The sequence below is a fragment of the Pedobacter nototheniae genome, from assembly GCF_004335085.1.
Lineage (GTDB): Bacteria > Bacteroidota > Bacteroidia > Sphingobacteriales > Sphingobacteriaceae > Pedobacter > Pedobacter nototheniae.
Genome location: NZ_RQRS01000010.1, coordinates 60,071 through 72,102, shown reverse-complemented (window position 1 = coordinate 72,102; position 12,032 = coordinate 60,071). Strand labels below are relative to the sequence as shown.

Here is a 12,032-nt window from a genome sequence, read left to right as displayed (position 1 = left end):
TTTAAAGTAATGAGCCGTAATTACAAGTTTTATAATGCAGATGGCTTATATTTTATAAGTTTTGCAACCGTATTTTGGGTAGATGTTTTTGTGAGGCGTATTTATTTAGATTGCATCGTTGAGAACCTAAACCATTGCATAAAAAGTAAAGGATGGAAGTATATTCATGGTGTATTATGTTAAGCCATGTGCATTTGGTATTTAGATCAACCATTCAAAAACCAGAAGATTTGATCCGTAATTTTAAATCATACACATCAAAACAGTTAATAAAATTAATAGAAGGAAACCTGCAGGAAAGTAGACGGGAGTGGCTGTTAAATTCGTTTAAAAAGGCAGCCTTAACAAACTCAAATAATACTAAAAACCAGTTTTGGCAACAGGATAATCATCCTATTGAATTGTGGAGTAATAACGTAATTCAACAAAAAATCGATTACACACATAATAACCCTTTGGAAGCTGGTTTTGTTGAACATGATTATGAATACTTGTATAGTAGTGCCAGAGATTATAATGACGTACCTGGGCTGGTAAAGGTTATCGTTTAATTAGTATGTAGCCACAAGCGAGGATGCTTGCGGTAGCGTGGGGTAGCAGGGTGTCAACTACAAACCTTAAACTATCAACTGCAAGTTCAATACTGCCAACTACAAACCTTAAACTATCAAATGCAAGTTCTAAACTGTCAACTGCAAACTCTAAACTGTCAAATACAAGTTCTAAACTGCCAACTACAAACCTTAAACTATCAAATGCAAGTTCAATACTGTCAACTGCAAACCCTAAACTGTCAAATCCAAGTTCTAAACTGTCAACTGCAAACCCCAAACTGTCTACTGTAAGTTCTAAACTGTCATTTGCAGGAATAAGCTACATTTAACCTAAAATTTTGATATGAATACGCATCTACAAAACGATCTGAAATCAATAGATACCATATTGGACTTGATTAAAGAACAAGGGCTAGATTTTTTAAATGATATTAATGAAAGATCAACTTTTGCAGGAAAAAATGTTCAGGTTTTGGATAATCTTGCAGCTGAAGGATTAGGTACAATTGATACCTTAACTCAGTTTAATAACCGTTTCGAAGAAATTATTGTAGCATCTGCAGGCCCAAGATATTGGGGTTTTGTAACCGGAGGAACTACACCTGCGGCAATAGCAGGCGATTGGCTTGCTACAATTTACGATCAAAATACACAAACCACAAAAAGTAGCGGTGATATATCTGCAATAATAGAAGTGGAAACTATAAAGCTTTTGCTTTCGCTTTTTAACCTGCCGAACAATTTTTTTGGCGGTTTTGTAACCGGAGCAACCTTATCTAATTTTACCTGTTTAGCCGTTGCCAGACAATGGATTGGTAAGCAAAGCGAAAAAGATTTTGCCCATGACGGAATATCTGGAAAGATTCATGTTTTATCGGCTACGCCACATTCATCATCCGTAAAATCATTAGCGATGCTGGGGCTTGGAAGCAATAATTTTTATCAGTTAAAAACTGCAGAAGGCAATAGAGAATCAATAGATGTGGAAGATTTAGAACAGAAAATTGCAACGCTAAAAGGCGAGCCTTTTATTCTTATTTCCAGTGCTGGTACGGTAAATACCGTTGATTTTGATGATTTTGAAGCCATTGCCAAGCTAAAGGAAAAATATAATTTCTGGTGGCACATTGATGCCGCTTTTGGGGGCTTTGCAGCATGTTCTCCTAAATACAGCCACTTGGTTAAAGGTTGGGAAACAGCAGATAGTATTACCGTAGATTGCCACAAATGGTTAAATGTTCCTTACGAAAGTGCAGTGTTTTTTGTTAAGGAAAAGCATCAGCTGTTGCAGGTGCAAACCTTTCAAAATTCAAATGCAGCCTATCTTGGCGATCCTTTGGCTAACTTCAGTTACCTTAATTTTCTGCCCGAAAATTCACGTCGTTTAAAAGCTCTACCAGCCTGGTTTTCGCTAATCAGTTATGGCAAAAATGGGTATAAGGATATTGTAGAAAACAATGTAGAAATGGCTCTTCTATTTGCTGATTTTATTAAAGAAAAGCCACTTTTTGAACTCCTTGCACCTGTTCGTTTAAATACGGTTTGCTTTACTTTAAAAGATGAAAACTTGGTTGATGGTTTTCTAAACCAGTTAAATGCAACTGGTAAAGTTTTTATGACGCCTACAGTTTATAAAGGGAAAAAAGGCATACGTGCAGCATTTGTAAATTGGAGAACAACCAAAGAAGATATAGAAATTGTAATTGCAGAAATTAATAAAATTTAGATTCTGTAATAACCACGGAAACATAAAAATCATCGAAATTTTATTCCGAGTTAATCCATGTTTCCGCAGTGTGTTTTTATCTTATTGAGTATTGGTAAAAGTTCTCTTTTCAATTCCTACACCGGTAATTTTTAAAGATTTCCAGTTGGGTGGTAACTTCGTTTTAATTTGAGTAATACCTGTTGGCGTAATTTCCAATCCACCAAAACCCATTAAAACCGATTGTAATACACCGCCAGCTCCTGTAGCAAAATAAGGATTTGTACCTCCCTTGGTTTCGGCAATTACCCTGAACGGATTGTTTAAATTTGGCTCGTAAGCATCCTTAAAAAAATGGTAAGCCTTTTTCCCGTCGCCCAATCTGGAATATAAAAGTGCAAATATAGCGTGCGTCATTGCGGGGGTTCCTTCATTTGGAACTCGGGTTTCATAATAAGCCAAATCTTTTTCAATCTGTTTTTGATCTGTAATTTCCTTTAATGGGTAAGCCAAAAGGTTAACATCACCTTGTTTAATTCCTTCTCCTTTATAAGTATCATGTTCTTTGGTTACTCCGTTTTCAAGCTTTAATATTGGAATATTTTGTGCCACATAATTCCAGTCTGAATTTGGCTTTAAACCTAAAATTTTTGCAGCCGCTGTGGCATTAAATAAGTTTGCTTTAGCTGCTGCATTAGTAAAAGCGTCGTTATCTACATTTTCTGCCCATTCATCTGCTGCTACAACATTTTTAATATCAAATTTACCTACTCCATTGCGTTCTACTCGGCTGGTCCAAAAATCGGCAGTGGCTGATAATATTGGCCAGCCTTTTTCTTTAAGCCAAACAGTATCTTGAGTAACACAAAAATAATTGTAGGCTGCTAAAGCCACACAAGCAGAAATATGATGTTCAAAAGGGCCACTCAATGCCCAAACAGGAGTTTCTTCTACCCCAGTATCGGCACTTTCCCATGGATACATTGCGCCTTTATAGCCATGAGAAAAGGCATTGCGCTTGGCTGCCTCTAACCGTTCGAAACGATATTCTATTAATGATTTGGCAATATCAGGATGCAAAACCAGTAAGGCTGGAAACATCCAAATGTCGGTATCCCAAAACACATGACCGTTGTAACCTAAACCAGATAAACCCATTGGCGAAAGGGAATTTGAAGTTCCTGCTCTCGAAAAAGAAATTAAATGGTACAACATACTGTGTATATCCTGCTGAGCCTGTAAATCGCCTTCAATTTTAATATCCGATTCCCAAAGTTTGTCCCACGCTTGGTTATGAAACTTAATTAATCTATCTCGCCCTTCAAGCTTTGCAAAAATGGTTAATCTTTCAGCTTCGTTTAATGGATCGGCATGTTGTGCAGAAGTAATGGTACTACCCACAACTGAATAACTATAGTTTGAACCTGCTTTAATTGCTTTACTAAATTTCATCAGGTGCATACTATTATCCCACATTTCGTGGATAATTTTAGGCTCATTACCATGTGTCTCATTAAAAAGAAAACTATTAGAAGCACATAATTGCAGCTTACCCGTTGGGCTTTTTGCAGTTGATGTGAGTAGGCTTAAAGTAACATGCGGCCGATCTATTTCGTTGTAGTAATTCTGTACATCTCGCAAAGCATCAGGAGTTTCCATTACACTGGCGGCGGTTAAATTAAGGTCCTGTTTCGCTGTAATACTAACATCCATCAATACTGAATATGGCAATTGTTGCAGGGCGTAATAAGTGTATTTAATAGTGGCTTTATTTCCATAATCTAGCGTGGTGGTAAAAGAAGCATGTTGCATATCCAACTCTTGGTGCAGGTTTTGAACATTTTTAGCATCCAACCGTTTTCCATCAATTTCTATAAACATGTTTAAAAGATTAAAGCCTCTTAAAAAGTTACTCACCCTGCCACGCCCATAAGTATCATAAGCGCCAGCCAAAACAACATCTTTAACTTTAAAAGGCTCGGCTGATGAAACCACACCAATTATTCCGTTGCCAACGGTAATACCATAATAGTTATTAGGATCAATTTTATCAGGCTTAATTTTCCAGGGGTCCTGAGCTTTTAATCCGAAACAGCAAAGCACAATTAAAAACAAGGCGATTATTTTTTTCATATATCTCTTTATAAAGAAAGTAGATTTAATAAAAATGAGCCTGACATTTTTTGCCAGACTCATTAAGGGGAAATTAACTATAACTAATAACCAGGATTTTGAACCAAATTCGGATTTCCCAATTGGGTATCTGGAATAGGGAAAAGTAAATATCTAGGATCATCAACAGGTTTTTCCTGCCATGGTGTAAGAAATTTTCCAAAACGGATTAAATCTTGTCTTCTAAAGCTCTCCCAATATAATTCACGGCCACGCTCGTCAATTAAGTTATCTAAAGTTAGTGTGCCAAACGGAGTAGCACCCCTAGTGCTTCTTAATGCATTTACAATGGTTAAGGCTGGGCCACTTTGACTTGTACGTAATAAAGCCTCGGCTTTCATTAACAATACATCAGCGTAACGATAGTAAACCCAATCATTTTCAGGTTTCTTTGTTGTATTTTCGTTTGGATAATCAATAGGGTATTTAACAACGCGAATACCCGCAACCTCAAGGTGGTTAGGATCACGTTCAATAATGCTAACTTTAGGATCAAAAGCAAGTGGGTTACCTTTTCTATCCTTTAATGCAAGCCCATTTTGATCATATTGTTGACCAACAAGAAAGCCAACTCTAACGCCAGAAACATTTGTTTGACCAGTGTATGAACCACCCCTTCTTAAATCTGAAGCCTCAAATTTATTGTAAAAATCAGATAAAGTAGAGAAGCCGTTGTACCCACTTGGATTTTGATTATAATGTAAAGTACATCTCCAGGCACCATCTAAATCACTTCCGGCGATTCCTCCAGTGTTTTGGGCAGTAAAAATATTTTCTTTTGATAACAGATGATTTGTCGCTGCAAAATTATCAAAGTAGTTTGTTGTTAAAGTATATCCACTGGTTGCAATTTCATCAGCAAGTGTAATTACCTTAGCCATATCTGCTGGATCAAAAGTTGGATTTGCACGATTTAAAAAAGCGCCTTTGTTCAAATACACTTTCATAAGTAATACTTTTGCGGCATCTTTATTTGCTCTTGTAGCGTTACTTACACCGCCTGCTGGGAGGTTAGGAATTATGGTTGTTAATTCTGCAATAAGATAATTTATTTCTTCAGCAGCCTTTCTTACCCTTGATGGTTTAGTTACATCTTCACCAAATTCTCTGTAGGGTACCTGGCCCCATCCATCTAATATAGAAAATTGTGCAAAGGCTCGTAAAAACCTGGCTTCAGCTGCTTGAGCCGGAGTTGGATTATAGCCAAGCACATTTGTACTTACATACGATATACTATTCAAATCTGTAAATACACTTGTAATTCTGGAATCATCAGCTGCCCATTTATGTAAATGTAGGGCACGCCAAGCGCCATTATCATCCCAATCGCCCGCTCTGGTAGGTACAATAATTTCATCTGAAGTTACTTCCTGTAAAGCAGACCAGTTCCAGGGTGCTTGGTAGGGGCCAACCATTGCAGAATAGCTTGCTGCTATTAACCCAGGTACACTCCCTTGTGTTAGCGAACCACTATTGGTTTGCCCATTTAAATCTTCTTTAAGATTTGTACAACCCGATAAAGATAGGGCTGCCATTACAAATCCAATGATATATGTATTTTTCATGTTGTTGCAGTTAAAAATGATTAAAGAGAAAAATTAACACCGAAATTAAATGTTCTTGCAGTTGGATAAGCGTTGTAATCTATACCTGCAGATGGAACACCATTTATACTTTTGTTAACATTAACCTCAGGATCGAAACCAGTATATTTAGTAATCACAAAAAGGTTTTGCCCATTCACATAAACATTTAATGCCTTGATAGATTTACCAATATTGCCAAAATTATAGTTCAACGTAGCATTAGCAAGTTTAATATAATTGCCCTTTTCGATATATCTTGAGGATGCAGCAACAGGATTAGCTAATGATTCTTGTATTGGAGAACTCAACAGTGCAGATGCAACATTACGTGTGCCCAAATTAGATATAGGTAATACAGAATTAGCGGTGTTATTATAAATATCCTGACCAAAGGCGCCATTGAAATTAGCTGTAAATGAAAGTTTTTTATAGTTTAAATTGGTGCTTATTCCCATAATAACCTTTGGGTTTGGATTGCCAACATAATATTTAGTAAAACCATCATCTGTATAAAGTGAAAATCCACTCGCATCTAAACCATTATATTTTCTGGTTACCATAGCAAATAAAGGCAGTCCATTTTGAATTACTTCCGTATTAACGCCACTTAAACCTTGGCCGTTTAATGATCCGGTTTTAATAATCCCTGTTAGGTTTTGTACCTTATTTTTAATGTAAGTTGCATTTCCACCCATTGACCATGAGAAATTATCATTATTTACAATGTTTGCATTTATACTTAATTCAACACCCTTATTAATAATTTGGCCGTCTAAATTTGTCCATGTAGGTACATTTCCAGTTTCTGCTGGCACAAAGGCAATTTGTGGAAACAATAAATCAGTTGTCTTTTTATTAAAGTAATCAATTGAGCCTGTAATTTTACTACCTAAAAAGGCAAAGTCGACACCAACATTTGTTTGTTTATCTGCTTGCCATTTTAAGTTATTATTTTGATTATTTAAGCCTTTGTTTTGTGTTGCAATTCCGTCTTTTCCATAATAAATAACGCTATAACGTTGTTGTGATGCACCTGATGGAAAACCTTGATTACCGGTTTCTCCATAACCAACTCTTAATTTTAACTGACTTAACCAACTGGCATCTTTAAGGAAATTTTCGTTTTTAATATTCCATGCTGCGGCAAAAGAAGGGAAATAGCCATATTTATTATTACTTCCGAATCTGGTAGATCCATCTGCCCTTACCGTTGCGGTTAAAATATATTTACTATCATAGTTTAATATGGCTCTTGCAAAATAAGATTGCAATTCAGTAGTAGGATCGTTATAGGTTACAAATGTGCGGTTGGCAGGGTTTGTAGCGGCAAAGAAATCTGTATAATCACCAGGTAATTCACCAAAACCTGTTGCAGTATTAATTGCACCTTTATTTATGAAATTTGAATACTCATAACCAATAACAGCATTTAAATTTAGCTTACTAACAATTTCTTTATTAAAATTTAGCGTGTTTGTAAACTGTTGGGTAATTAATTCTGTGGTAGCTAAACTGGCAAATCCGCCTGGTGCTCCATTGGCAGGATCGGCAGCTATACCTTGTAAATTAAGGAAACTGCGGGTAGATGACCGTCTGATACCAGCACTATAATTTACACTCACTAACATACGATATTCTAACCAAGGCGTAATTTTATAGTAAGGAGAAATACTCCCCAAAATGGTTGATACTTTTGATTTATCGCTATTTGCAGCAAGTGCTGCTAAAGGATTAATTATCGTTGACCCCTGATCGATAAAAAGGCTGCCATCAGCATTATATAATGATTGAGTTGGATTCCAAGCCAAAGCCTGGCTGATTACGCTTCCTTGAAAACCAGCATCGGTAGTAATTGGTGCCAAGTTTTCTAAATACTGGCTACTAATCATGTTTACATCGAGCCCAAGCTTTTTACTTTCTAAAAATTTAAAATTACCATTAAAACCTGCGCTATATTTTTTAAAGCCACTGGTTTTAATAATGCCTTTTTGATCCTGATAGCCAAGAGATGCCCGGTAAGTATTTCCGTTAGTACCGCCGCTAATGCCTAAAGAATAATTTTGGTTATAACCCGTTTGTGTTATGGCATCCAAAGCGTTACCGTTGCTGCCAAAATCGCCGCTGGTTAAGCTATATTTTTTAAGTGCCGAACGGTATTCGTCAGCATTTAATACATCAATTTTACGGGCAATGTTACTTATACCTACCGATGCACTTACATCAATTTTAGTTTCGCCCGTTTTACCTCTTTTTGTTGTAATTAAAACTACACCATATGCAGCCCGCGAACCATAAATAGCTGTTGCAGATGCATCCTTTAAAATCTCCATGGTTTCAATATCTGCAGGATTAATAAAGTTTAAAGGGTTTCCATCTGGAGTGGTACCTGTTCCTGCACTGGCAGATAAGCCACCAACACCCTGATTGGTTGATGGTCTTGCTGAACGATCATCCAAAGCTACCCCATCTACCACATATAAAGGTTGCCCTGTGCCTGTTATGGCAGAGTTACCTCTAATGTGTACTGTAGATGCGCCCCCCGGTTGACCACTATTATTTGTCATTTGTACACCGGCTACCTTACCTTGCAATAATTGATCTGGAGAGGTTAATGGCCCTTTGTTAAAATCTTTAGCAGAAATCGTAGTAGCGGCACCTGTTAAATCACTTTTCTTTACTGATGCATAACCTACTACTGTAATACCTTCTAAATTATTGGTTGTTTGCAAGGTTACATTAACAATGCTTTGGTTGTTAACACTTACCGTTTGTGATTGATAGCCAACAAAAGTGATTACTAATTTGGCTGAACCAGAGGGTACCGATATGGAAAATTTTCCTTCGGCATCTGCCTGAGTTCTGGTATTGGTTCCAGCTACTTGAATAGTGGCACCAACCATGGGTGTTTTATCAGCGTCATAAACAATTCCTTTAACAATTGTTTGAGCAAATACATTAAAATTGAGCAGTATAAAAAAACTTAGCATAGCCAGCATTTTTAACGCATACAATTTAGGTTTATTCAGTTGAACAAACCAATGGTTCATTGGTAAAGTGGTTCTCATGGTTTAATATTTGGTTTTAGTTAATAGTTTTTATGATAATTTTAGAGCTTAAATCGGGTTGTTTTCTGTCATACCAGTTGTTTTAAGGTTTATATTTAAATTAATTTCCTCTGCATTCATTTTTAGGTAAACACCGTTCGTCCAGCCGAAGCCATCCTGATTTGGATATTCGCCTCCTCCAGCTTCCAGCGAAACATCGGTTACGTTATATTTCTCCATAATTTTTCCGGTTTTATTAAACACTCTATCCACTGTGCTGAGCCAGTTTTTGCTGATATTTTTTGCCAAGCCATTTGCGCCATAATTTTTAACCCCCAAAAGTGCTATCCATTGCAGTGGCGCCCACCCATTTGGTGCATCCCATTGTTGGCCCGTAAGCAAAGTGGTGGTAATTAGTCCTCCAGGTTTTAAAAAATCACGCTCAATATGCTTAATTATGGCGTTGGCTTCAAGCTTGGTAGCAATGCCAAAAAATAATGGAAACATGGTTGCTAAACTTAATGTATCGGAAGATTGATTCTTTTTAAAATCGTAATCCAGATATGCTTCTCGCTGGTTGTTCCATAAGTATTTTTTTATAGCAGCCAAACGATTATTTGATTTTTGAATAAATATTAAATACTCATCATAAAAGCCTGCAAACTTGGAGGCTCTTGCAATGGTGTATTCTAAATGCCATAGTAAGCAGTTTAAATCAACGGGAATTAAATCGATGGTTTTTATGCTGGTGATATCTTGAGGATTTTCAAACCAACGGCCAGAAAAATCCCATCCTGAGGTACAAGCTGCCCTAATGTTGCGGTATAAATCTGTTTTATCACCTAGGGCACTATCGAAAACTTCTAAATCTTCGAAATAACCCTCAGGCCTCGGTGTATTGAGTTTATCCCAGTAACGGTTCAAAATTTCGCCACCTGGTAGCATCACCGTATGTGAGGCGGCATTATTGGTGCAATCCAATTCTTCGCTTCCCTGCATCCAGAAATTATACTCTTTTTTCAGTTCTGGTAAATACCTAATCAGGTTCAATTCACCTTTTTCCTCTACAAGCAACTCAATCATCAAAGAAAAAAATGGGGGTTGCGAGCGACTTAAAAAATAACTTCTCGTTCCGTTAGGAATAAAATCATATTCATTAATTAAAAATGCAAAATTATCAATCATGCTCTCAATTAAATCAATACGGCCCGATACCTGTAAGCCAAGCATTGTAAAATAGCTATCCCAATAAAATAACTCTCTAAAACGACCGCCTGGTACCACAAATTTAAAGGGTAAATTAATCAAACTACTGTATTCATCAACAGGCTCACGGATAAGTTTATCCCACAAATTATTAATATGCTCCAGTACTGTAGTGGTACGCACATCAGCACTAAGCTTTAATTTTTCGGGAAGAAAAAAGGTTTCCTTTAAAAAATCTAATAGATTAAATCCAACTTCATTTTTTTGCAAACGATATTTTTCTATAATCTTATCTGCAGTAAATTTTGGTACACAATCGGGAAAAACCTTTTGGTCGGAAAAAATTCTTTGTGTTTGTACATCGAAGAACAGTTCCTCTAAATCTTCTATATAAAGTAAGTTGGATTGCATATAAAATAGGTTGCAGTTAATCTTTAATTAAATTGATTACCACCGTTTTTTTTTGTTTATTAAAAAATATAAGTGCTACAGCGAGGATTGCCAAAGGGAGCAGGGAGAAATAAAAGGCTTCTTTACCGCCATAATATTGAAAAATGTTGCCTGTAATTAGCGATCCCAAAGTACCACCCAAAGCAGAAAAAATTACAATAAGCCCTGCCATTGCTGCATGTTGGTTTTTAGGTAACGAAGCCAAAACAAGAGAATTAATGGCTGGGTAAATTGGTGCCAGAAAAAAACCTATTAATGGGAAAATATAGGCTACCAGCGGAATATCCTTCCAGCTTACAACATTGTGCTGTATGGTATTTGCTGCCAATGGCATAGTAATAAGCACCAATATTGTAGCGGCAAGTAAACAGGCCCCGAGGCATACGTACCATGATATTTTTTTTAATACCAAGCCGGCAAAAAAGCGCCCTAAAGCTGTAGTACCTGCCAATATACTAGCTATAAGAATACTAAATGACGAGGGTAGATGTAGCACTTTATTATTAAAACTCGGTAACCAGCTCATAATGCTTTGCTCTATTAAAACATATAAAAAAGCACATGCAATAAATGAAACAACCAATGGCAACATGAGCAATTTAAACATGTTTATAAAGGATTGACTTGAACTTAATCCCTTTTCAGGTTTTATTTCGGATTCGTTTAAAGGCGATAAGGTTAATAACGTTAAGGCAATAACATACAGTAAGCCTATTAAATAATAAACTTGAAACCAGCGGGAAGAACTTGCATCTGCATCATCAATAAAATAGCTGAATAGAAAATAACCAGATAAAATCCCAACCATAAAAAAGCTTTCGATAAAATTCATGAAGCTGATATGCTCTTTTTCACTTTTGGTAATTAAACCTATACTTCCAAATACCGATATTTTAATTAATGCAAAGCTGGCTCCGGTAATAGCGAACAATATTTTAATAGCAATAAATGTTTTTAAGGATGGAATAACAAAACAGGCAATAGCAACAGCGGCAAGCCCTATTTGCATTGATTTTTTGTAACCAATTCTTGTTATAAAAGAAGCTACTAAAAACGAAACCAGTGCAATGGTTATATCTTTAAAAGCTTCTAAAATAGAAGCTGATGAGGCCGAAACCCTATAATACCTTTGCGACTGAAGAATTACAGTGCCTACACTATTCAAAAGCACCCCAAACAAGAGGTAATTGATTAGTACAGAAATTTTTATCTTTAAAAATTCCATTTGGTCAAGAAATATTTGGTTAAAAAGTAGTTTGTTAGTTCTAAACAAAAATGTAGATTCTTTACAAAATCAAATTATCCTCTATTCATT

At 36.3% G+C, this 12,032-nt stretch carries 8 protein-coding genes; 2 read left to right on the top strand and 6 right to left on the bottom strand.

What is annotated here, in order from left to right; genetic code table 11:
- Positions 1 to 152 precede the first annotated feature (152 nt).
- Positions 153 to 551, top strand: a complete 399-nt coding sequence (locus EHC72_RS10485; protein ID WP_246029419.1) for a transposase — start codon at positions 153 to 155, stop codon at positions 549 to 551.
- Here EHC72_RS10485 and EHC72_RS10480 read toward each other — a convergent pair.
- Complete coding sequence (locus EHC72_RS10480; RefSeq protein WP_131537649.1) at positions 541 to 831, bottom strand: hypothetical protein; 291 nt, start codon at positions 829 to 831, stop codon at positions 541 to 543. The genes EHC72_RS10485 and EHC72_RS10480 overlap by 11 nt on opposite strands.
- A gap of 66 nt (positions 832 to 897) precedes the next feature.
- On the opposite strand from EHC72_RS10480, the gene EHC72_RS10475 reads away from it, so the two are divergent.
- Positions 898 to 2,280: a pyridoxal phosphate-dependent decarboxylase family protein gene (locus tag EHC72_RS10475; protein ID WP_131537648.1), complete on the top strand. Its 1,383-nt coding sequence runs from the start codon at positions 898 to 900 to the stop codon at positions 2,278 to 2,280.
- 81 nt (positions 2,281 to 2,361) lie between these two features.
- Here EHC72_RS10475 and EHC72_RS10470 read toward each other — a convergent pair whose 3' ends face one another.
- From EHC72_RS10470 to EHC72_RS10450, 5 genes are all read right to left on the bottom strand, one after another.
- Positions 2,362 to 4,392 carry a glycoside hydrolase family 65 protein gene (locus EHC72_RS10470; RefSeq protein ID WP_131537647.1) on the bottom strand — a complete coding sequence of 677 codons (2,031 nt, stop codon included), beginning with the start codon at positions 4,390 to 4,392 and terminating at the stop codon, positions 2,362 to 2,364.
- Between the two features lie 83 nt (positions 4,393 to 4,475).
- A complete protein-coding gene (locus EHC72_RS10465) occupies positions 4,476 to 5,996 on the bottom strand; it encodes a RagB/SusD family nutrient uptake outer membrane protein (protein WP_131537645.1) in 1,521 nt (506 codons plus the stop codon).
- Between the two features lie 20 nt (positions 5,997 to 6,016).
- Positions 6,017 to 9,082: a SusC/RagA family TonB-linked outer membrane protein gene (locus EHC72_RS10460; protein ID WP_246029418.1), complete on the bottom strand. Its 3,066-nt coding sequence runs from the start codon at positions 9,080 to 9,082 to the stop codon at positions 6,017 to 6,019.
- A gap of 48 nt (positions 9,083 to 9,130) precedes the next feature.
- The gene (treF, locus tag EHC72_RS10455; RefSeq protein ID WP_131537643.1) at positions 9,131 to 10,678 is read right to left on the bottom strand and encodes an alpha,alpha-trehalase TreF; all 1,548 of its coding nucleotides are present in this window, start codon (positions 10,676 to 10,678) and stop codon (positions 9,131 to 9,133) included.
- A gap of 16 nt (positions 10,679 to 10,694) precedes the next feature.
- Positions 10,695 to 11,942 (bottom strand): MFS transporter, encoded by a 1,248-nt coding sequence (locus EHC72_RS10450; protein ID WP_131537642.1) that lies wholly within the window; start codon positions 11,940 to 11,942, stop codon positions 10,695 to 10,697.
- Positions 11,943 to 12,032: the final 90 nt, after the last annotated feature.

What these genes read in the sequence shown, in the direction of transcription:
- EHC72_RS10485 (WP_246029419.1), top strand. Translation starts at nt 153, where the DNA reads ATGGAAGTATATTCATGGTGTATTATGTTAAGCCATGTGCATTTGGTA.
- EHC72_RS10475 (WP_131537648.1), top strand. Translation starts at nt 898, where the DNA reads ATGAATACGCATCTACAAAACGATCTGAAATCAATAGATACCATATTG.
- EHC72_RS10470 (WP_131537647.1), bottom strand. Translation starts at nt 4,392, where the DNA reads ATGAAAAAAATAATCGCCTTGTTTTTAATTGTGCTTTGCTGTTTCGGA.
- EHC72_RS10465 (WP_131537645.1), bottom strand. Translation starts at nt 5,996, where the DNA reads ATGAAAAATACATATATCATTGGATTTGTAATGGCAGCCCTATCTTTA.
- EHC72_RS10460 (WP_246029418.1), bottom strand. Translation starts at nt 9,082, where the DNA reads ATGAGAACCACTTTACCAATGAACCATTGGTTTGTTCAACTGAATAAA.
- treF (WP_131537643.1), bottom strand. Translation starts at nt 10,678, where the DNA reads ATGCAATCCAACTTACTTTATATAGAAGATTTAGAGGAACTGTTCTTC.
- EHC72_RS10450 (WP_131537642.1), bottom strand. Translation starts at nt 11,942, where the DNA reads ATGGAATTTTTAAAGATAAAAATTTCTGTACTAATCAATTACCTCTTG.